Below are 21,778 nucleotides of genomic sequence, written 5' to 3' on the forward strand. Positions count from 1 at the left end.
GGAAATAATCTTCACGGTCGTGAGGATTTGACTGGTAAACAAGGCTTATCAACATAATCCGCACGCCCATGAGGATTTGTATTAATTTACAGCAACAGATAAATAAATCCGCACGTTCATGAGGTTTTCATATGAAAATCGACATCGACTCCCCAGCGCGGCTCGGCGCCGTCATTCGGGCCAGTCGCAAGGCCATGAAAGTCCGCCAGGACGATGCCGCTGGCTTGATCGGCGTTTCCGAAAACTTTCTGGGCAAGGTTGAAAGCGGCGCTGAAACCGTGCAATGGGGCAAGCTGTTTCAGGTGATGCAACAGCTCGGCCTGTCCCTGACGGTCGAGGTGCCAGCATCCTTTACCGACGACATCAGAAAAGCCCTTGCTGATACCGGGCCGCAACGTAAAAAGCCAGGCAGCAACAGCCACCCGGCATCAGGCGAGGCAGACTGACTCATGGACCGGTCACTCCACGTCTGGATCAACCAGACTCTGGCAGGCGAAACCCATCTGCTCAGATGCATCCATTCCATCGTCATCAGCGAAATGACCGCACAACTGGAACAGAGCCTGTAGCTCTGATGCCACAAGGCTGCGCTGGCGCAAGAACAGGCCACTGCCATCCCTGAAAATGACAAAGGCACCCGAAGGTGCCTTTGCATCAATGCCCTGATGTTTACCTGGCCGGCGCCAGGCCGGGCTCTTTAGCGGTTTGGGCCGCTGCCACCTCTTCGTCGTGATGCTCGCGCTCCAGGGTCGCCTGCACCAGCTCGTCGGTAACCCGAATTTCGGCACCCACCGGCGACATCTGCACGGTCGGCTCGAACGGTGCGGTCGGCGTGCAGGCCGGGTGGACCTTGCGCCGCCACAGGAAGAACAGCGCCATCAGGCTGTTGAGCGCTACAAACGACCAGAAGAAGCCGCTGTCGCCCATCTGTTTCATGGCCGGCGAGATGATCAACGGGCTGAGCGCCGAACCGACCGAGTTGATCAGCAGCATGCCCTGGATCACCCGCACCAGTTCATTGGACGCCACGTTGTCCGTGGCATGGGCGACCGCCACCGGGTACAGGGCGAACACCCCGCCACCGAGCAGAAACAGCATGACGGCCAGCAGAATCATCGAGCTTGGCAACACCAGGATCAGCACCGACAGCACGGTACAGAAGGCGCTCAGGGCAATCAGCACCACCTGCCGGTCCTGGCGGTCGGACCAGCGGCCCACCGGGTACTGCAGCAGCATCGCGCCGCAGATCACGCAGGCCATCAGGTAACCGACCTGGGTGATGTCCATGCCGACCCGTTGCAGGTACACCGGCAACAGCGCGTACATGCCGGCGATGGTGATACCCGAACCAAAGGTGCCCATCACCCCGGTGGGGGTGATGCGCAGCAAGTCCTGGGGCATCAGCGGCTCAACGTTGCCCATTTCCGGGGTGTTGCGCGGTAGGATCACCATCGGCAGCACCGACAGCGAGGCGAGCATGCCGGCAATCATGAACGGAGCGGTGTCACCCAGGGCATTGATGACGCCCAATTGCATCTGGCCGAACATGCCCGCGCCATAGAACGAGATCATGTAGATCGCCAGCAGGCGGCCGCGCATTTTCTGGTCGCCCGACAGCAGCAGCCAGCTTTCCACGACCAGGAAGATACCGACGATGGCCAGGCCGTTGATCAGGCGAAACACCAGCCAGGCCCACGGATCGAAAATCAGCCCCTGCAGCAGGAAGGTCACTGCCGTCAGCGACGCGAAGCTGCTGTAGGCACGGATATGCCCGATACGCTCGATCAGGCGGTCGCCGAACAGCGCGCCGATGGCCAGGCCAAAGAAGTAACCGGAAGAGATGAAACCGATCAAGGTGTCCGACACACCGGCGGAATCGAGCCGCAAGGAGGTCAGAGAAGAGATGAATCCGTTACCGAGACTGACAATGAACAGCCCAAGCAATGGCCCCAGGACCAACGCCAACAATTTACGAGACACAACGCCCTCTGAGTTTTCAACAACCACAACGATGATGCGTGCAATTGTTTGACGGGCAGTCGGTTGGGTCCGTCCTGTCGACGATCTGGCAATTCAGCATCCGGAATTTGGCGCGGATTCTAAGGCGCGAATTAGACAAAAGATATAACGAACGGACGTGCGTAAAGGGACAATTTGTCGCATGCCTGCCCGTGGTTGAGCGGCCCTGTCTGAGGCCACGGCAAAGCTCCCCGAGCCGCTATGGGCGCGTACTGCAATCGGCCGTTTGCAAACCGCCGTGTGGTTGCTTCGTTCAGCCTGTCACTGTCTTTATCCGCACCCAGTAATCGCTGTGGCGAACCACTTCAACCGGCAGGCTGCGGCTGAGCATGTCCAGAGAGACGTTCATATTGTCCAGCGGGAACAGGCCGTTGACCCTGACTCTGGCTGTTGCCTCATCAATCACGACGATCCCTGGCAAGTAAGGCCGGAAGGCTTCGATCACCCAGCCCAAAGGTTTGTCATGGACCTCCAGCCAGCCACTGGCCCAAGAGCCTTCGCCTGGCTGCAAGGTTTCACGCTGTTTGACGCCCTGGCCGTCGAACAACAAGGAATGCGCACCAGGCACCGCAATGCGGGCACCGCCGGGCAGGTGCAGCAAGGCCTCGCCGCGTAGCGTCAGCAAACGAATGCCATCGCCCTCCTCACCGACCTGTACCTGTCCCGCCTGACTATGCACTGCACCGTGCGCCGTTGCGATTTCCAGCGGCAGGTTTTGTTCTGCCACCTCGACCAGCAGAGTGCCTCTGCGCAGTTGCAGCCCCCGGTAGCGGTCATCAAACTTCGGCACTACGCGGCTGCGTGCATTGAGTTCCAGATGGCTGCCATCGTCCAGTTGCCATCGCCGCCGCTCGCCGGTGGCAGTTACCAGCTCACCGGGCAATCCCATCCCCGCTTGCATCCAGCGGGCAAACAAACCTGCGCCCAGCAACACACCCGACAGCGCCAGACTGTTGCCAATGAAGCGCCGACGGCTGAAGGGTTCTTCGATGGCGCGCAACAGCGGCTCACTGTGCCGGCCTCGCCAGGGCGACGCCTGAACGCTGGCCAGCCCGGCCAACAAGCGGTCGAACACCCGCGCATGCTCAGGTGATTGATTGCGCCATTGCTCCAGGGCCTGCTGCTGGTGCTCGTCGAAACTGCCAGACTGGATCTGCGCCATCCATTCGATCGCCTCTTCGAGCAAAGTCTGCTCTGAAGAACTCATTCGCCAAGCTCCCGATAGCAGCAGCGCAGGGCATCTTTCATCAGTTGATGAATACGGGCCACCGATAAACCGATCCGCTCGCTGATCTGCACATAGGTCAGGCCTTCAAGCTGGCTGAGCACGAAAACGGTCTTGGCCTGGCTGGACAAACCGTCCAGCAGCCGGTCGATGGCCTGCAGACTTTCGATCAATATCCACTGCTCGTGAGGTGAGGGGTGCACCTGCTCGGGCGTCTCGGCGAGAAACTGCAGGTAGGCACGCTCCAGATCCTTGCGGCGCCAGCTCTCGTACATCAGTCGCTGAGCAATGGTCGCCAACAGTGCGCGCGGTGAGCGAATGGCGCCCGGGTCGGGCAACATCCATACCTGCAAAAAAGCCTCGGCGGCCAGATCTTCGGCGCTGTGGTTACAGCCGGTGTGCTTCGACAGGCGCTTGCACAGCCAGTTGTAGTTCTGGTTGAACAAGCGAGCGATCAAAGTGTTTTTGATTGTCGACGTGCTATCCATATTCATTGAGCCCAAAAACGGATACTCACGCCAACAGGTCAGACGGTAGTGAGCTTGCCAGGTTGTAGTGTTCTCGACGTTCAGTCGTTGTCCTTGTACCGGGTAATGCGCGATGACAGCCAGGCGCAGAAGGCGCTGCCCAAGACCAGCAGAGCGGCCACCCAGGGCAGGGCGTTGACACTGTAGTGATCGATCAGCAACGCGCCGACAAAGGCCCCCGACGCTACCCCCATTTGAATGGCGCTGGTGTTAAGGCTGATCTGTACTGCGGCATCATCGGGCTGCAACTGGACCAGATACTTTTGAATACCGGGGCCGGGCGCCATATTGAAAATACACCAGACCACCACCAGCACCAGCAAACTGAGCAGACTGGCGGTAGCCAGCGGCAGCAGACTCATGGCCAATGCATGCAGCAACAGGCATACGCCAAACCCCAACGGCCCTGGCCAGCGGTCAGCGATCCGCCCGCCCAGCAATGCACCGATGATGCCTCCCACCCCATAGACCAGCAGCACAAGGCTGATCAGCGGCTTGGACAACGTCATGCTGGCAACCAGAAACGGCACGATGTAGGTGTACAGGGTGAACTGCCCGGTCATTTGCAGCAGCGCAGCCAAGTGCGCCAGCAACACGTTGCCCTGCACCAGCGCCGCCAGTTGTCGGGCCGGTGCGATCCCCGGTGCGCCGGGCGGGTCGGGCAGCCAGCGCGACAGCAGTGGCAGGCACAACAGCGCCAACCCGGCCAGCAGAATGAAAAGCGTGCGCCAGCCCCAGTATTCGCCGATCAGAGTGCCCAGCGGTACACCCATGACCAGCGAGGCGACGATACCGGCGAACACCAGGGCAATGGCCTGGCCACTGCGTTGGGCTGGCACCATGGCAACCGCCATGGTGATCGCCACAACCACTACCACCGAAGCGGCGGTCGCCACCAGCAGGCGCGCCAGCAGCAACCACACAAAGCTGACGGCGGCGGCACTGAACAGGTTGGCCGCAATGAACACCAGCAATGCCACGTACAGCAAGCGGCGTCGCGCAACCCTGGCAGTGAAGTAGATCAGCACCGGACCAATCAAGGCATAGACCAGCGCGTAAAGACTCATCAACAGCCCGGCCTGACCCTGGGTGACGTTGAAGGCTGCCGCCAGTTGATCGAGGATCCCGGCCACCACCAGCTCGACGGTGCCGACCACAAAGGCCAGGCCGGCCAGCAGCCAGACGCCGGGGGCGAAACGTTGATGGGTGGCAAGCGCTTGTGCAGTCTGGTTCATGAACGGCTCTCTGTAGGTAGCGGGGCCCATGGGCGCGGGTCAGCCTCTGGATAGGGACGAAAGCCCAGCAGGCTCAGGGCAGCCAGCAGAAAAGCGACCGTCAGCGTCCACTCAGCCACCGCATAGCTGCCAGTCAGGTCATAAAGCAGCCCCAACAGCCAGGCGCCGAAGCTGATCGATACCGCGAAAGTGAATGGCTGCACGGCGCCGTAAATCACGCTGAAGCGCCGCAGGCCAAAGTAGCGGGCCACGAAGTATTTGGTGGTGCCGCTCTCGCCCCCGCCGCCCAGACCGATCAGGAACACTGCGAGCCACAACTCGACAAGCCCGCCGCCGTGCAGAAACAACAGCATGCCAAGCAGTGCCAGCAAAGCGAATGGCAAGGCCACGCGCGGGGTCTGCAAACGATCCATCAGGCCGCCCATCAACGGCTGGGAAACCGTCATGCCCAGCGACAGCGCCGCCAGAACCGTCGCCCCCTCGGCCCGTGACAGACCGCGTTCCACGAGCATGGGCACGCCATGGGTGATGATGCCGGACATGACGAACACGCAAAGCACCTGATTGACCAGCACCAGCCAGAAGGTCGCCGTACGCCAGGCTTCGGATGCAGAAACACCCAGCTCAGCGGACCGGGCCGCCTCCTCCTGCTGACCGGCAGGCTCGCGGAACAGCCAGTACAGCAACGGCAAGGCCACCAGCAACTCCAGCAGGCCATACACCAACCAGGCGCCGCGCCAGCCCCAGGTTTCGATACTCAGGTGGCCGATGAACAGCCCCAGCGGCCCACCGAGGCCGAACCCCAGGCCCAGCAATCCGTAGGCCATGCCGCGCCGTCGATTAAACCAGGCGCCCAGCAGCTTGCCGTAAGGCATGTTGCCGGGGGTCAGGATACCCAACACCAGAAACAGAACACGGACCTGCCAGGTCTGCTCCACGATTGCCAGCGCCATCAACAATGGCGCCAGCAATGCCGTACTGATCAGCATCAGCCGGCGGGCTCCCCAGCGGTCGATCAACCAGCCCTTGAGCGGACTGGTGACGGCCACCGCCAGACCGAACACGCTGACCAGTACGACCACCTCGGCCCGCTCCCAACCGAACGCCAGGCTCAACGGCTCGATGAACAGGCTGAAGGTGCCCAGTAGAATGCCAGCCGGGCCAAAAATGATCGCCACCACCGAGACCAGTAACAGGCCGACCGAACCGGGTGTCCACTCCGATGCCGAAGGCTCGCCAGCGTAACGGGGCGCATCACTCATCATTGCTCAGCCGTCTCAGTTCACTGACCAGCTGACGGCGTAGCCGCAGGTCCTGTTCGTCCTCAAGCGCCGCCTCGATCTGGATGATGTCGATGCCCGCCCGATAGAACGCCAGCAAGCGCTCGGCCACAGTCGCCACCGAACCCACCAGCCATTGAGCAAAGTTGTCTTGCAGATCCTTGCGCGCCCAGTGCTCCAGGCTCTGGGTTTGCAAAGTCTCAGGCGCGGCGCGCTCTCGGTCTCTGGCCACCTGCGGTGAGGTATCCAGCTGCCGGGCACTGCGTTGTTGCAACTGGACCCCGGCCTGCTCCAGCAAATGGCTGGCGCGTTGCTGCGCGTGGGCATCATCGGTGCCGAGGATGACCTTGAAGTGCCGCCAGAAACGCAGTTGCCGGTCGTGTTCACGCGCCAGCAACTGCAACTCTTGCACCACCGTTGCCGCCTGCTCGGGGCTGGCGTAAGAGCCGGCGTAGATGTCGGCAAACTGCGCCGCCAGCGCCTTGGCTTGTGGCGATGCTCCACCAATGGAAACTGGCGGCCGGGGTTGCTGCACCGGCCGTACCCCCGAGCTGCTATCGGTGACCCGGTAGAAGCGGCCCTGGTAGTCGAATGGCTCGCTGTGCTGCAGGGTGCGGGTGAAGATTTCCAGGTATTCCCGCGCCCGCTCGTAGCGTTGTTCCTTGCTCAGGAAATCGCCATCGCGCTGCACGTCGGCATCGCTGGAGCCGATCACCAGATGCACCGCCGCGCGGCCGCCGGACAATTTATCCAGGGTTGCCAGCGCACGCGCAGCTGCCGTGGGCTGCACCACGCCGGGCCGATGGGCCACGGTCAGGCGCAACTGCTGGCTGGCCGCCAAGGCCCAGCCGGCCACCAGCCAGGGATCAGGCCAGGCGCTGTAGACCGTGACCAGTGCACTGTCCAGGCCATCGGCCTCCAGTTGCCGCGCCTGGTCCTGAATGTACTGCGGGTCGGCGTCGCGCTCACGCAAATCCCCCAGCAGCCGCGCCGCCTGGCGCTGCAAGGGAGTGTCACCGGGCAAGGCTGCTGCGCGTACACCGCCACGAATTTCGAGTGCCATGAAGCTTCCTTCTGCTGTCCGCTGATCAGAACTCGTAGCGAGCCTTGAGGTAATAGAACGCGCCGTTGAAACCGATCTGCGAGGCGTAGGTGTCATAGCGCAAAACATCGCCGTAGGTGGTGTTCTGGGCCGGAAGTTTGTCGGGGCGCACATCGAACAGGTTGTCAGCCCCGGCCGTGAGCTGCAGGTGGCGGTTGACCGCGTAGCGCACAGCGATATCGGTGATGTATTTGGGGCTGTTGACGAAGTGATTGAACTCGGTGGCCGACCAGGCATTGGGGCCGACGGTGTAGTCCAGTTCTGAGGTGGTTCTGCCGTAACGGGTTACTCGCAGGCTCAGATCCAGGTCGTCGATACTCCAGGTGCCGCCCAGCGACACCTGGCTGCGCGGGGTCGAGGTGGTGATCCAGGCAATCTGCTGGGCATTGAGCAGTTCGTCGCCATTGGCGCCGCGGTGGTTCTTTTCCAGCTTGGTGCGATTGAAGTTGGCCGACACTTCCCAGTTGATTTCGCCCCATGCTCCCAAAGAGGTCAGGTAATTGCCGGTGATATCCACCCCGCGGGTCAAGGTGTCGGCACCGTTGGCCAGATAGTGGGTGCTGATGGTGTCCAGCCCGGTGGGCAACGAGATGCCGGCGGCGGTCAAAGCGTCAATGGCTGGCTGGCCGGAGTAGGTGCCGCTGTCGACGATCCGGTCGCGGATCCTGATCTGGTAGGCATCGATGTTGAGTGTCGCGTTGGGCAGCGGCTTGAGCGCCAACCCGATGTTGAAGTTAGTGGATTTCTCTGGCTTGAGATCTTCAGCTCCGAGCAAGCGCGCCGCCGAGGAATTGGCCGCCAGCAGGCCCAGAGCGATGTCCGGGCCGACGCTAAGCCCGGTGTAGTGTTCCTGGACCAGCGACGGGGCACGAAAACCACTGCTGATACTGGCGCGCAGCGCAACCTGCGGGTTGAATTCGTAACGGGTGGCCAGCTTGCCGTTGGTGGTGCCGCCGAACTCACTGAAATCCTCGTGCCGACCTGCCACGTTGATTTCCCACTGCTCGGTGAGCGAAGACGACAGGTCGATATAGCCTGCCAGCACGTCCCGCGACCATTTGCCGGCGCTCAACGGCGACAGCCCGGCCAGCGCCTCGGCACCGCCCTGCTCATAAGACGCCAGGTCCCCGGCATGAATCGAATAGGTATCACGCCGCTGTTCCAGGCCCAGCGAGACATTCAGCGGCCGGGCCAGAAAACTCACATCAAAGCCGCGGCCGATATCCAGATTATGGGTCCACTGACTATTGCGGTAACTGGCCAGGTCAAACCGGGTAGGGCTGTCGCCGGTGGCGCGGTAGATGGCGGCGTTGACCGACTGGGTCATGCTGATCTGCGGCTTGTCGACACCATAAGTGGTGCTCAGATCCCAGTGCCAGTGGTCGAACAACGCGTCACCCCGCACACCGAGCACCAGCGAATAATCATCTTCGTCACTGTTGGGCCTTGGGGTGAACCCTGCGGGGTAAAGACCCGGCGCGACCGATGCCAGCCGATAGTTGGCGGCCGACGAGCCCTGACGCCGGGTGTAAGTGCCGAAGCTGTAGAGCTCAACAGCATCCCCCAGCCCATAGCCCGTGTTGTAGGCCAGCGACTGGCGGTGAAACACCGGATCACCGATGGAGATGTTGTCGCGTCGGCCGGTACGATTATCGATACCGCTGCGCACCGTGCGCTCCTGCTCGCGGTATTCGGCACTGAGGTTGAGAAAACCGCTGTCGCCAAACGCCAGTCCACCGTTGACCCCGGAGCCATGGGCAAGGCCGTCTCCGGCACCGTACTGGCCGATGTCGGCAGTCACCTGTGCACCCTGATCGGCGGACTTGAGGATGATATTGATGACCCCGGCAATGGCGTCGGAGCCGTACTGCGCCGAGGCGCCGTCGCGCAACACCTCGATGCGCTCAATGGCGCTGATCGGAATCATGTCCAGATCGGCACCGGTGGTGCCCTTTTGCAGGCCGCCGCTGATGTTCAGGTTGGCCGTCTCGTGGCGGCGCTTGCCATTGACCAGCACCAGCACATGATCGGGACTCAGGCCACGCAGCGATTGCGTGCGGGTCAGCGCCGATGCATTGAATGGCTGCGCCTGACGGGTCAGTGAGGGCAACAGTTTGACCAACGCCTCGCGCAGATCGGTCGCGCCGCTGCGCTGCAACCGGTTGCTGTCGACCACGTCGATCGGGCTCAGGCTGTCGGCCGCCTGGACATCGGCTTGCCGGGTACCGGTGACCACTACCGTTGCCAGCGCAGCGGCCGGGGCGCTAGCGCGTGCCGGTATCGCCGATGTAGCTGCGGCAGGTGTGCCCAGCGGATGCAAGGTCAAAATGCCCGTGGCACTGCGGCTGTACCCCAGACCGCTGCCTTGCAGCGCCTGTTGCAGTGCCTGATCAAGACTCAGGGCACCGCGCACCGCAGGTGCCTGCAGCCCCTGAACCAGTTGCTGATCGAAAGAGATCGGCGTGCGGCTCTGGCGCACGATACTCAGCAGCACCTCGGACAGCGCCCCGGCGGGAATATCGAAACTCAGCGTCTGGACATTAGGTGCCGCGCCGACTGGCTGTGCGAGCACCTGCTCGCTGGCCAGCAACCAGGCAAAGCCGACGGCATAGCACAGAGGCGTCAGGCGTCGGTGAAACGTACGGTCAAGGCTCATCATCAACTTACCCCAGGCAATCACGTACAGATGAGTGCAACTGGCGCGGATGTTTTTCACCCCGGCACGAGACCGATTGCTCATAAGGTTATGCCCGCGCCGCCAGCGCCGGGACCGCCCGCCAGACATTGACCGGTATGTCGGTCACATAGCCCTGGCGAGTCATGCGCTGCTGCGCGATCTCTCCAAGCCGGCTGAAAAACTCTTCAACCCGCTCAGCAGGCACCAGCGGCGTGAAGTAGGTGCCGAAGGTCGCCGCATGAAACTGCTGATACTCCTCGACACTGGCGATACGCAGCGCCGCAGAACGGCTCGCCACCGAGGTGATCCTGAAGTAGCGCTGCACGATCTCGCGCAGCGCATCGGCCGGTCGGGTCCGCAGCCCCATCGGCAAAACATCATGGTCCTCGAAGTGTTGCCGCGCAGTAGCCGGGCTAGCCAGTTGCATGGACTGCAAGGCTTCCACAACCAACTCGTCCTCCCCGCCCAGCCCATTGCGCGAACGAGGGTGATGGGAGGTGAAAATGAATTCGCCCTGCGCCTGCAGATGCCCGGCCACCCATTGGAACAAGCGTTCTTCGTGGGGATACAGCCAGTGCAGGACGGCGGTCATGCTGATCAGGTCGAAGCGTTGCTCCAGGCTGGGCAATGCCAGCAAATCACCCTGTTTAACGATCACATCGGCCTTGGCGCCCTGAAGCTTTTGCCGGGCCTTTTCGACTCTTTGCGGCGAACGCTCGATTCCCCACACCTGTTGCAGGCCAGGCCATCTGGCCACCGCACCTTCAAGCAGCGAGCCGATACCGCAGCCCAGGTCGAGCAGGTGACGAGGCTGATGCAATGCCCGGTCAAGCACCCAGTCACGATCACGCAGTTGCAACAGCCGGCTGGAGGTCTCGTAGCCTGCGAGGGTACGAGCCTGCTCAATAATCGCGCTCATGTTCAAGACGTCCTGTGAGGGTGGAGTTAAGGCTGTCCGGCGTGATAGTCCATTCGCAGCCATGGTCTTGCGGGTCACTGAATAACTCCCAGCGGGCATTACAGCCCTTGGCCTGGACCAATGACGACAACAGTTTTGTGCAGTAGGTACAGGCCGATTTGAGGGTGATCGGCACGCCTCTGGCTCGGGCCCGCTCGCGGTAATCCCAGATGCCACAGTGATGCACCTTGAACAAAGCCCCTTTGGCTGATAGAGCTTGAATGTCGAAGCGAGTGCCGTACAGGGACGCCTGACGCCCCAGACGTTCGGCCGCCACCTGCGGATCACCCTGCCCGGCTGGCTCAAGAGCGCGGTACACCTGCCCGGTGGCCGTGGCCCAGTCATCCAGGTCATAAACCCCAGCACGCTGCACGATAAATTGCTCAATCAACGCCTGGGCACGGAAAAAAACCGCCTGCCACTGGGTGCTGTCACCGACCTGGGGCGAAGGGAGGTCGTGATAGATTTTCTCGGTGACCTGCATCCAATCTGCCAGATCCTCCGGGCGGTGCTGCTCGATCAGGTATGCGGTCATGGCGCTGTGGGCCTCGAACATCCGCTGGCGCCATAACGCCCCTTGCTGGTCCGGGGTCAGGGCAATGGGGCTCATGGCTTCACCTTCTGCTGCAGGAAAGGCAGTACCTGTTCCAGCACGGCGTCTGGGGCCTCCTCGGCAAGCATATGACTCGACTGAATGGCCGCGCCCTGAACATCCGCCGCCCATGACCGCCAGACCGTCAATGGATGGCTGGCCTGCGGGTAGGGTCGGTCCTGCCACAACACCAGAACCGGAGCCTGCACGTGCCGGCCGGCATCGCGATCAGCCTGGTCGGCAGCGGCATCGGCCCCCGTGGCGGCGCGATAGTCTTCGCACATGGCGTGCAGCACCTCGGGGCGGGCGAAGGCCTCGTGATAGCTTTGCAGCGCCAGCGGATCGTAGATCGCGCGGCCCTGCGCCATGCGTTGCAGCGTCCAGTCCAGAAAGTAACGAGGGTCGGCACCGATCAGCCGCTCTGGCAGGTCAAATGGCTGGGCCAAAAAAAACCAGTGGTAGGCATTGAGGGCAAAGTTCTTGTTGACCGTGCTCCAGACATCCAGGATCGGCACCACCGTCAGCGACACCAGTGCACTGACCGCCTGCGGATGCTCCAGCGCCAGCCGGTAGGCTACCCTGGCGCCCCGGTCATGTCCGATCACCGCAAAGCGCCGGAAACCAAGCTGCTGCATGACCTCCACCTGATCCAGCGCCAAGGCAGTTTTTGCATGGCTGCCGGTCGCGTCTGGTTGCAAGGCGCGCGATTGACCGTAGCCGCGCAGATCGGCCAGTACCACGGTGTAGTCTTCAGCCAGCCTGGGGGCCACGCGATGCCAGGCAAGATGATTCTGAGGATAACCGTGCAGCAACAGCAGCGGTGGACCGCTGCCTTTAACCGCAATGTGAATGTTCGCCCCGCTGGTGGTCAACGTCGAGTACTCAAAACCCGGAAGCAATGGATGACTCATGGCAGGCTCCTGTCTCAAAGGATGATGCTGATACGCCGCTGGGCATTGATGGTTTCGTGATCCAGACGGATATCACGGCGCACGATGCGCAGGCCTTCGTCGCCGTCGCGCAGTACATGAGTGGCTTCGCCGACGAAGTTCCAGCTTTGCCGATGACGGAACTGATGAACGATGAAGTTGCTTTTGATCGTCAGCTGCTCGCCTTCGCGAGCCTTGATGCGTACGTTGCTCACCAGCCGTCGGGTACGGGACAACGGCTGCTCCATCCAGGTGTGGCCACTGAGCAGGCTGTCGACCCGTTCACGCAGGCGCACGTAGTCGTCGGCAATAATGAACAGGCTGTGATCCGGATCTTCTTCAGCCAGATGACTTTGCAGCGGCAGAACCCGGTACTGGGCCGGCTGATCGAACAGTCCGAACCAGGTTTCCAGCTCCCGGTTATCCAGCAGCTCAGCTTCATTGACCAGAAAGTCACTGACACGCAATTGCAACGCCGGAGCGCTATCGGTAAGTGGCACACTCATGGATGTTCCCCTTGAAAATTTGCAAGACGCGCTACAGGCGAATATCCACCTGATACTGGCGCAGCCATTGATCGAGGTTCAGCAGATAGGCCAGGCCCGCCGTGGGACTGCTGGACGCCCTGGGGCTGGGCAGCGGCTGGCCAAGCTCAAGGAGTTCGCCGACGCGGCGGGCGTCGAGCAACTCGAAGACTGGCGAATCGCCCTCGATCAGCAGCTTCTTGACCTTGTCACGCAGCAGTTCCAGGTAACGAGGGTTCGGGTTGGCAGGAAAACCGCTTTTTTTGCGCTCGACGATCTCGCCGGGCAAATCGTCGCGCGTCGCATTGCGTAGCAGGGTCTTGCCCTCTCCGGCCACACTGCGGATCGACCAGGGCACGTTCCATACGTAATCCACCAAACGGTGGTCACAGAACGGCACGCGCACCTCCAGCCCTACCGCCATGCTGATACGGTCCTTGCGGTCGAGCATGGCAGGCAGCCAACGCGTCAGAGCCAGATAGGTGACCTCCCGTTGTCGTTGCTCGGTCGGGCTTTCGCCTTCAAGGCGCGGCACCTCCGCCAGCGCTTCGCGGTAACGTCGATCGATATATTCTTCAGGAGCCACCCGTGTGGCCACCTCCGGGCGCAACAGCTGCCACAGGCCGCTTTTGCCAGCCAGCCACGGAAAGCCGTCATAGGCCAGAGCCTGTGGGTCATGAAAGAACGGATAGCCGCCGAATACCTCATCGGCCGACTCGCCGGAAAGCGCCACCGTGGCATGCTGGCGGACCTGCTGAAAAAGCAGGTACAACGAGCTGTCCAGCTCTCCCCAACCCGGCAGATCACGTGCACGCAGGACGGCCAGTTCCTGCTCCAGAACCTGTTCTGGAGCTACCTGCAGCGTGGTATGACGGGTCTGCAGAGAGGCGGCTGCCAGTTGCGCGTAAGGCTCGTCCCAACTGCTTTGCCAGGGTGTCGGGACGAACCCCTGACCACCGCCGGTGAAGTCCACGGAAAAGGTCGGCAATTGTCGGCCATGCTGCTTCAGCGCATCGGCGGCATAGGCCGTAATGGCACTGGAGTCCAGGCCGCCGGATAACAGGCTGCCCAGCGGTACGTCAGCCACCAGTTGTTCTTCAACCACCCGGCGCAACAAGGTGCTGACCTCACGGGCAGTCTGGTGCGGGTCATCGGCATGCGCGTGAGCCGTCAGCGACCAGTAGACCCGGTCCTGCCGACCGTTGACATCGAAACGCAGCGCATGGCCCGGCTTGACCTGATGAACCCCTTGATAGATCCCGTGCCCCGGAGTAGGTGCGGTGCTCAAGGCAAACAGTTCGGCCACGCCGCTGGCATCGAGCACTGGTTGCACCTGAGGATGAGCGAGAATCGCCTTGGGTTCCGAACCGAACAGCACCCCGCCGCCGTTGAGCGAGTAATACAGTGGCTTGACGCCGAAGCGGTCGCGCACCAGCCAGAGGCTCTGATCACGCTCGTCCCAGAGGGCAAAGGCGAAAATGCCATTGAGCCGGGCGAACGCCTCTTCACCCCATTGCAGGTAAGCGCGCAGCACCACTTCCGTATCTGACAGGGTGCTGAAGATCTGCCCGAGCGCTTGTAAATCGCGACGCAAGACCTGGTAGTTGTAGACCTCGCCACTGTAGGTCAGCACCACCTCATCCCCGCTACTGGCCATGGGTTGCGCACCATGGGCCAAGTCGATGATCGACAGGCGTCGATGGCCGAGCAACGCATGGCAAGACGTCCATACACCTTGCGCGTCGGGTCCACGGCGGGCCAGGGTGGCCGTCATTTCATCAATAACCTGACGCTGCGTCTGCAGGTCCTGGGTCCAGTCAATCCATCCAGCAATTCCACACATGATCAAAGCCCTTGCAGTGCCCGATATTCCCCACGTAGCCAGTCCGGTGGCGCGTGGCAGATCTGCCAGGAGTCAGTAACGGTGGTTGGCGAACAGCGCGTTAAACGGCCAGCGCGAGATGACGCAGCGGAACTTGTCTGCTCAGGCGACGGTTCCATTCGCGCCAGAAGCTGCGGTTCTGTTCTTCGTCGGTATGGCGCTGGGTGCCCGGCCCCAGCCCGCGGGAAAAGTCGCTGTAGCCCAACGCCGAGTGGGCATAGGCCTGCTGGCAGGACTCAAGAATCTCCACATCGTCAGGCGTGCCGAAACCGCCGGGGCCGATGAATGAAATCAGGCCGTTGATACGCGCAGCACGCTCTTGCTGGCTCTCGTCGCTGAACCCGGCACCCCACACCGTCACGTTGACCTGAGTCGCCGACACCGGAAAGAAAGTGCGGATGTTGAGCCCGAGAATGTCGTTGATCACCAGATTGGGAAAGATGAACAGGCTTTTGTTGGTGTGGGCAATGGCCTCGGCGCGGTCCTGGCCAAAACGTTCGACCAGCTGTTCGAACCTGGTGGCGATGGAGGCTTTCAGTTGCTCCGGGAACAATGGGCTCCAGTAGGCGATCGGCCGGCCGGTGGAGGGCGGCCCGCTCATGATCAAGGCGTGGCCGTTGCCCAGCGCCAGCCCCAGCCCCGTGCGTTTGTGTGAAGCCGGATCGGTGCCTAGCGTATTGAGGTACTCCAGGTAGCGCTTGTGCGCGAAAGGCAAGTGATAGGCATCGACGCCGTTCTCGGCGAGCAGTTTCCAGTTGGCCTCAATGGCGTGTTCAAAGGCCCCGGGAATGATCTCAAGTGACGCTTGCGACTGATCGAGAATCAGATCGATGTAATCGGCCGCCTGCCCGAGGTACTCGCGCAGTGATTGCTGACTGGGCGCAAAATGAATGAATACAAAGCCCTTATAGACCTCATGTGTCACCTGGTGCAGCTTTAGGCTCCGGTCACACTGGCCGCGAAACTCATAAGCGGCCTTGTCGGGCTGGCCGACCAGCGCGCCACGGCCGTCATAGGTCCAGCCATGATAGGGACAGGTAAAGCGTTGAGTGTTGCCCTGCGACTCGGCACATACCCTGGCGCCACGGTGGGCACATGCATTGAGAAACACAGTGATCTCATCGTTGTCCTGGCGCTGAATGATCAGGTTGCGACCGCCGACATCACGGGTCAGAAAATCACCCGCTGCCGACAACTCACTCAGATGAGCGAGGTACAACCAACTTTTCTCGAAAACCTCGTCAAGTTCCTGTTGATAAACCTGACTCGATACATAGGCCTGCCGATTGACTCGAAAGTAACTAAGGTTATCGGTTTCTACAAATCCATTCACGCCAACACCTCCATTAACGCGCCGATAGAAACAATTCCAACCTAGCACGGAAAATTTCCATCAGATATAACCTTTCACCATTACCTAATAACGCTTCATATAGAGGTGCGGCCTATTAAAATATTTTTCGACGCCGACTAGAAAAAGCCGCAATCAATTGCACTCTCTATAGGGGCAGTGCGTCACACGGGAAGAGCCAGGCACTGACGCACGTAAAAATATTCATTAAATACAGAAAGATACAGCCTCAATCAGATAAAAATGAGGCATTTTGACATCCGTCTGCAACGGGGTGTGTTCAATCGAGCGGACAGATCAACGTAATGAGACATAGCCGAAAAATTCCGACCAACGTCACGTAAAGCGGTAACTAAACCCCGCTCGAAATCTTTCAGGCAGCCCTACCGAACAACGAGTGGCCTACCTATCGCTCGATATTGCCAGCCGCTCTATCGCGCCAAACTTGTACCGGGGCCTAACATCTGAAACAGCATTAACCGTGTACCGGGCCCAAGGCCGTCACGAACATGGCACGCCTTTTTTGAACAACATGCTCAGTTGCTGCGGCTCATGATGCACCAGCCCATTGGCTGACTCGCAGACCCGCTGGATGAAGTTGTCACTGAACAGCAGCTTGCCATGCACGAAATGCTCGCCCGGCTTGAGGTTCGGGTTGTCGATACGGGTGCCCAGCCGTTTCGCCAGCCAGGTAGCGGCTTCGTTATGGCTGATCCAGCGTTCGCGCCTGATGCTTTCCAGTGCCTCGGCCGGCGCACCACCGGCGACCACAATCACCGGCACGTCACTGACCTCGGGCACCAAATCGTTATGACCCCATTTGCCGTCCTCGCCGAGCCGCTGGCCGTGGTCGCCGGTGATGATCAGGTAACGCTCGCCCTCCAGCCGGTCGAAGTCGGCCAGGATTTCACCCAGCAGGCCATCGAGGTAATGCACCGAGTTGTCGTAGGCGTTGGCCTGGCCGTTCGGGCCGCGGTCTGGCCAGGGGCGCGGGGTCTGTTCGTGGCGGTAGTTCTGCGCGTACGGCAGGTGCGCGGTGCGCAGGTTCATGACCACGAAGTTGCGCTCGGCCCAACGCTGTTGATCGAGGATGTCCAACAGCGCTTTGTCCTGACGTTGCAGAAAGCGCAGCGGGTGGTCTTCACGGGTGATCGACACGTCCAGGTAGCGGCTGCCCAGATGCGCCAGCAACTTGGATTCCTGGGACGAAATCCAGTGGGTACGAAACCCCGCCTCGCGGGCAAAACGGAACAGGTTGATCCGCCCGCTGCGCATCAGGTTGTCCTGGCCCGGCTCACGAATCGGATTGAGCAGGTACGGCAGGCTGACGTCAGTCGCGACCCCGGCGGAAACACCGGGGCGCACCACCACGTGCGGATTATTTTGCAGATAGGCATGCAGGTTCGGGGTGGTGTCGCGCTCGTAGCCAAACACCCCCAGCCGGTCGCTGCGCAACGAGTCAGCCACCACCAGCCACACGTGTCTGGCGCTGGTTGGCACCGCGGTCATGCGATAGGGCGCGTAGGCCATTGGCGGCAGCACCGGCTCCGGGCGCAGCGCCAGCCGCACCGACCAGGCCGAAAAGGCATTGAGGCTGTTATGCAGGCCGCTGCGGCTGGCGCTGGCGGTGAACGAATCGAGATTGCGGTAGGTGGCACGGTAGGGTTTGGACAGCAACACCAACGCAATCAGCACCAGCGCCCAGCGGCTTGATGGCAACGCCACGCGGCCTGGCAAACGCAGGTGCAGTAGCAACAGCGCGGCATAGGGCAGCGCAACGCAGAGCAGCACCGGCCAATGCTGGCTGAAGCTGTGCAACGCCGCCTGCCGAACCTCGGCACCGTCACCCAGCATGGCCTGGATGTCGATGGCATTGAGCGGCTCACCGAAGAAACTGATATTGGCCAGTTGCAGGGTCTGCATGAACGCGAAAAGCAGCAAGATACCCGCCACCAGCCAGCGCAGGTTGCACAACCACAAGGCCAGGCTGAACACCCACAGACCGGCAACGAATGACGCCTCCAGTTCGGCGCGATTGTTCGCCGTGTACAGCTGTTGCAGAAAGTCGTCGGCCAGCAGCAACACGCAACTCAACGTGGCCAGCGCCAGCAGGGTCAGCCACGGCCGCGCCCCGCTGTGCTGCGCGGGGCCAGAACGCATCAAGGTCAAAAGCATGGGAGGTCCTGGGTATCAGTGATCGTCGGGGCGTGCCCGGCGGCGGCCGGTGAGCATCGACAGCGGCAGGTTTTCGCGCAGCCGCAGGCTTTCCACTACGGCGGCCAGCAGGTGCAGGCTGACCAGCCCGGCCAGGCTGTTGGCGATCCAGCGGTGCAGGTCTTCAGGCCAGTCCACGCCCCACAGGGCGTCGACTTCCTGCATCAGAAAGCCGGTCACGGCCAACCCGCCAAGCGCGATCATCATCAGCACCATGACCAGTGCGCCCAACGGTGAGTGGCCGAGACGGTGATGGTCACGGCCCTGACGCAGCGCACTGAGATGCGCGTGCAAGCGCGCCGGGGTCGGCCAGAAGTCGGCCCAGCGGGCGCTGCGCGGGCCTACAAAGCCCCACACCGTGCGCACCGCCAGCCAGCCGGCAACGTAATAGCCGAGCCAGACGTGCCAGCTGTCACCGGCTTCGTTGAAGAAATAGTTGGCGACGAACACCCCGGCCACCGAGAGGTGGAACACCCGCACTAAAGGGTCCCAAAGGCGGATCGTCGCCGCAGCCATCAGCCTTTGACCTCAGTCTTGACCGCCTTGCCGCTGACCGGGTCGTGGTAGATCTCGACCTTGCGTTTGTCTTTGTCGAAGCCGTAGATCTCGTAGCAGTTGCCGTCGGTGATCTTGAACTTGTTGATCTGGTAACCCTGCTCGCGCAGCTTGGCCTGGAACGCTTCGGCGTCCTGCCAGGTGGAGCGTTCGGCAGTGGTGCATTGCGGGCCGGCCATGGCACCGGCACTGACCAGCAACAGGGAAGGAAGCAGAGCAAAACGCAGCAGACGGGACATTGACAGCACCTCTTTTGGGATGGATGCCGCTACGGTGCCGCGCGAAGCTTAATGAAGCCTTAACGAGTAACGAGCTGTAACATTTGCTTACTGGCAGACGGCGTTTGAATCGCGATGATGGCCGGGCCGCAACCGGAGGACAGACCATGCGGGTATTGCTGGTAGAGGACGATCGCTCACTCGCGCAGGGCATCCGCGTCGCGCTGCGTGGCGAAGGCTATACCCTGGATTGGGTGGCCGATGGCGTGGAGGCTGAACACGCCCTGCACTGCGAACGCTTCGACCTGGTGTTGCTGGACCTGGGCCTGCCACGTCTCGATGGCATCAGCTTGCTGCGCAGTATTCGCGGGCAAAGCGAAGGCAGTGTCCCGGTGCTGATCCTCACTGCCCGCGATGCAATTGCCGACCGGATTCAAGGCCTGGATGCCGGGGCTGACGACTATCTGGTCAAGCCGGTAGACCTGGACGAACTCAAAGCCCGTATCCGCGCCCTGCTACGCCGCAGCCAGGGGCGCGCACAACCGCGTCTGGAATACGCAGGCGTCAGCCTCGACCCGGCCACCCAGCAGGTTTTTTACCAAGGCCACACGGTGCCGATGACGCCTATGGAATATCAACTGTTGCATCAGTTACTGGCCCGCCCCGGCGTGGTGGTCACCCGCGAGCGATTGAGCAGTACGCTCTATGGCTGGCAGGAAAGCGGTCCGGGCAACACGCTCGAAGTGCTGATCCATAACCTGCGCAAGAAGCTCTACACGGGGCTGATTCGTACCGTGCGTGGCGTCGGCTATCTGGTGGAGCGCCAGCCGTGATTTCCATCCGCACGCGCATTCTGGCCCCCACCCTGTTGTTGATGATTGTCGGCAGCCTGACTCTCGCCTGGCTGGCTGTGCGCGACAGCCACCGGGAAATCGAAAACGTTTATGACGCACAACTGGTGCAGGCCGCACGGTTGCTGCAAGGCGTACTGCAGCAAGCGCCGCCCCAGCGTGACTGGCCAGCCTTGCAAGAGGCGCTGGAGACGGCGCTGAACCGCTCAGGCCAGGGCATTCTGTCCCACCCTTACGAGATGAATCTGGCCTTCCAGATCTGGGCCGCTGATCAATCGCTGCTGGTGCGCTCCGAAACCGCCCCGGTCATCGAAGACGTACCGGCGCCCGGCCTGCATGACCTGATGTATCAGGGCCAGGACTGGTGTGGCGTACTGCTGGAAGACAAGACCCTGGGTATCCGCATCTGGGTCGGGGAGCGCGATGACTTGCGTCAGGACCTGATCCAGAAAATCGTCCACCACACCTTGCTGCCGATGCTGCTTGGCCTGCCGGTGCTGACCCTGCTGATCTGGGCACTGCTGGGCTGGGGGCTGCGCCCGTTGCAACGCCTGGCCCGGCAGTTGCGCAACCGCCCGCACAGCAGCCTCGACCCGCTGCCTGACGAACCGCAACCGCCGGAGCTGGAGCCGATGCGCTCGGCACTCGACCACCTGCTTGAGCAATTGCGCGCCATGCTCGATCGCGAGCGACGCTTCATCGCCGATGCCGCCCACGAACTGCGCACGCCGCTGGCGATCCTCGACATCCACGTACGTAACGCACAGCAGGCCAGTGACCCGCAAGAACGCGCCGAAGCCCTGGCCTTTCTGCAACAGGGCGTTGGCCGCATGACCCGTATCGCCAGCCAGTTGCTGACCATGGCCCGTCTGGAGCCGGGTATTCAGGAAAACCGAGCACTGAACCTCACCGAACTGATGCGCGAAGAACTCGCCGAACTCACCCCGCTGGCGTTGCGCAAAGACGTTGAACTGGTGCTCGACAGTACAGACGATTGCCAACTGAACAGCGAGCCGGCCTCGCTGAGCATCATGCTGCAAAACCTGATCAGCAACGCCCTGACCTTCTCCCCGGCCGGCAGCGAAGTGCGCGTGCACCTGAGCCGTAACAGCGCCAGCCAGATGCGCATGCAGGTGCTCGATCAAGGCCCGGGGGTGAGTGAAGAAGCACTGCAGCGCTTGTGCGACCGCTTTTACAGCGCCCACAACCCCGAAGGTGCCGGGCTGGGGCTGGCTATCGTCGAGATGATCTGCCGCCGCCTGGGGTTGACCCTGAACTTTGCCAACCGGCCACAGGGCGGGTTTTGCGTGGAAGTGCTGATTCCGGTCGGGGGCTCGTAGGAGCGGATTTATCCGCGAAGCACTTCGCGGCTCGAGCCTACTCGTAATGCCGATCAGTTAAGGTCCGCGCGGTCCTGTAGGGCTCTATGGTTTTGTGCAAGACCATCGCTTTCGTTGTGGATGTGCCGATGCATTCGTTGGCAAAGCCAACTCCCACCGGGACCGAGCAAGGTTCGATAATTTTTTATCTGAGGCGATGATTCCGTGGTCCATGTCGTGAATACGTGACAACACAGATGCGATGTAACGTATACGCAACGTGCTGCGGACTCAAAAGCCAGCCGCCAGATGGTCAGCCG

At 61.5% G+C, this 21,778-nt stretch carries 19 protein-coding genes; 3 read left to right on the forward strand and 16 right to left on the reverse strand.

Going from position 1 to position 21,778, the window contains the following annotated elements:
- The first annotated feature begins 131 nt into the window (after positions 1 to 131).
- Positions 132 to 446: a helix-turn-helix domain-containing protein gene (locus NJC40_RS04445; protein ID WP_253139996.1), complete on the forward strand. Its 315-nt coding sequence runs from the start codon at positions 132 to 134 to the stop codon at positions 444 to 446.
- 223 nt (positions 447 to 669) lie between these two features.
- Here the strand turns inward: NJC40_RS04445 and NJC40_RS04450 are convergent, their stop codons facing one another.
- The 16 genes from NJC40_RS04450 to NJC40_RS04525 all read right to left on the reverse strand — a co-directional run bounded on the left by NJC40_RS04450 (position 670) and on the right by NJC40_RS04525 (position 19,297).
- On the reverse strand, positions 670 to 1,980 hold the full coding sequence (locus tag NJC40_RS04450) for an MFS transporter (protein ID WP_253139994.1): 1,311 nt from the start codon (positions 1,978 to 1,980) through the stop codon (positions 670 to 672).
- A gap of 292 nt (positions 1,981 to 2,272) precedes the next feature.
- Positions 2,273 to 3,226, reverse strand: a complete 954-nt coding sequence (locus NJC40_RS04455) for a FecR family protein (protein WP_253139993.1) — start codon at positions 3,224 to 3,226, stop codon at positions 2,273 to 2,275.
- Positions 3,223 to 3,732 carry a sigma-70 family RNA polymerase sigma factor gene (locus NJC40_RS04460; RefSeq protein WP_253139991.1) on the reverse strand — a complete coding sequence of 170 codons (510 nt, stop codon included), beginning with the start codon at positions 3,730 to 3,732 and terminating at the stop codon, positions 3,223 to 3,225. Before NJC40_RS04460 ends, NJC40_RS04455 begins: the two co-directional genes overlap by 4 nt.
- A gap of 80 nt (positions 3,733 to 3,812) precedes the next feature.
- A complete protein-coding gene (locus tag NJC40_RS04465; RefSeq protein ID WP_253139989.1) occupies positions 3,813 to 5,006 on the reverse strand; it encodes an MFS transporter in 1,194 nt (397 codons plus the stop codon).
- Positions 5,003 to 6,268 carry an MFS transporter gene (locus tag NJC40_RS04470; protein WP_045493949.1) on the reverse strand — a complete coding sequence of 422 codons (1,266 nt, stop codon included), beginning with the start codon at positions 6,266 to 6,268 and terminating at the stop codon, positions 5,003 to 5,005. The genes NJC40_RS04465 and NJC40_RS04470 overlap by 4 nt, the downstream gene beginning before the upstream one ends.
- Complete coding sequence (locus NJC40_RS04475) at positions 6,261 to 7,349, reverse strand: LLM class flavin-dependent oxidoreductase (protein WP_253139987.1); 1,089 nt, start codon at positions 7,347 to 7,349, stop codon at positions 6,261 to 6,263. Before NJC40_RS04475 ends, NJC40_RS04470 begins: the two co-directional genes overlap by 8 nt.
- Before the next feature lie 25 nt (positions 7,350 to 7,374).
- Complete coding sequence (locus NJC40_RS04480) at positions 7,375 to 10,044, reverse strand: TonB-dependent receptor (RefSeq protein ID WP_253140041.1); 2,670 nt, start codon at positions 10,042 to 10,044, stop codon at positions 7,375 to 7,377.
- 88 nt (positions 10,045 to 10,132) lie between these two features.
- Positions 10,133 to 10,984, reverse strand: a complete 852-nt coding sequence (locus NJC40_RS04485) for a class I SAM-dependent methyltransferase (protein ID WP_045484618.1) — start codon at positions 10,982 to 10,984, stop codon at positions 10,133 to 10,135.
- Positions 10,968 to 11,633: a hypothetical protein gene (locus NJC40_RS04490; RefSeq protein WP_253139985.1), complete on the reverse strand. Its 666-nt coding sequence runs from the start codon at positions 11,631 to 11,633 to the stop codon at positions 10,968 to 10,970. Before NJC40_RS04490 ends, NJC40_RS04485 begins: the two co-directional genes overlap by 17 nt.
- Positions 11,630 to 12,526 (reverse strand): alpha/beta fold hydrolase, encoded by an 897-nt coding sequence (locus NJC40_RS04495; protein WP_045484624.1) that lies wholly within the window; start codon positions 12,524 to 12,526, stop codon positions 11,630 to 11,632. The genes NJC40_RS04490 and NJC40_RS04495 overlap by 4 nt, the downstream gene beginning before the upstream one ends.
- Positions 12,527 to 12,540: 14 nt before the next feature.
- Complete coding sequence (locus NJC40_RS04500; protein WP_045484627.1) at positions 12,541 to 13,050, reverse strand: aromatic-ring-hydroxylating dioxygenase subunit beta; 510 nt, start codon at positions 13,048 to 13,050, stop codon at positions 12,541 to 12,543.
- Positions 13,051 to 13,081: 31 nt separating this feature from the next.
- Positions 13,082 to 14,911, reverse strand: a complete 1,830-nt coding sequence (asnB, locus tag NJC40_RS04505; RefSeq protein ID WP_253139983.1) for an asparagine synthase (glutamine-hydrolyzing) — start codon at positions 14,909 to 14,911, stop codon at positions 13,082 to 13,084.
- Between the two features lie 100 nt (positions 14,912 to 15,011).
- Entirely contained in the window at positions 15,012 to 16,283 is a 1,272-nt protein-coding gene (locus tag NJC40_RS04510; protein ID WP_253139982.1) for an aromatic ring-hydroxylating oxygenase subunit alpha, read from the reverse strand.
- A 519-nt stretch (positions 16,284 to 16,802) separates the two neighbouring features.
- On the reverse strand, positions 16,803 to 18,476 hold the full coding sequence (locus tag NJC40_RS04515) for a phosphoethanolamine transferase (RefSeq protein WP_253139980.1): 1,674 nt from the start codon (positions 18,474 to 18,476) through the stop codon (positions 16,803 to 16,805).
- A 15-nt stretch (positions 18,477 to 18,491) separates the two neighbouring features.
- Complete coding sequence (locus tag NJC40_RS04520; RefSeq protein WP_253139978.1) at positions 18,492 to 19,031, reverse strand: cytochrome b/b6 domain-containing protein; 540 nt, start codon at positions 19,029 to 19,031, stop codon at positions 18,492 to 18,494.
- The gene (locus NJC40_RS04525) at positions 19,031 to 19,297 is read right to left on the reverse strand and encodes a PepSY domain-containing protein (RefSeq protein ID WP_045493955.1); all 267 of its coding nucleotides are present in this window, start codon (positions 19,295 to 19,297) and stop codon (positions 19,031 to 19,033) included. The genes NJC40_RS04520 and NJC40_RS04525 overlap by 1 nt, the downstream gene beginning before the upstream one ends.
- Positions 19,298 to 19,455: 158 nt before the next feature.
- On the opposite strand from NJC40_RS04525, the gene NJC40_RS04530 reads away from it, so the two are divergent.
- Positions 19,456 to 20,121, forward strand: coding sequence for a response regulator (locus NJC40_RS04530; RefSeq protein ID WP_045484641.1), 666 nt, complete (start codon positions 19,456 to 19,458; stop codon positions 20,119 to 20,121).
- A complete protein-coding gene (locus tag NJC40_RS04535) occupies positions 20,118 to 21,479 on the forward strand; it encodes a sensor histidine kinase (protein WP_045484644.1) in 1,362 nt (453 codons plus the stop codon). Before NJC40_RS04530 ends, NJC40_RS04535 begins: the two co-directional genes overlap by 4 nt.
- Positions 21,480 to 21,778 lie beyond the last annotated feature (299 nt).

This window comes from Pseudomonas sp. 21LCFQ02 (genome assembly GCF_024129895.2).
Taxonomy (GTDB): Bacteria; Pseudomonadota; Gammaproteobacteria; order Pseudomonadales; family Pseudomonadaceae; genus Aquipseudomonas.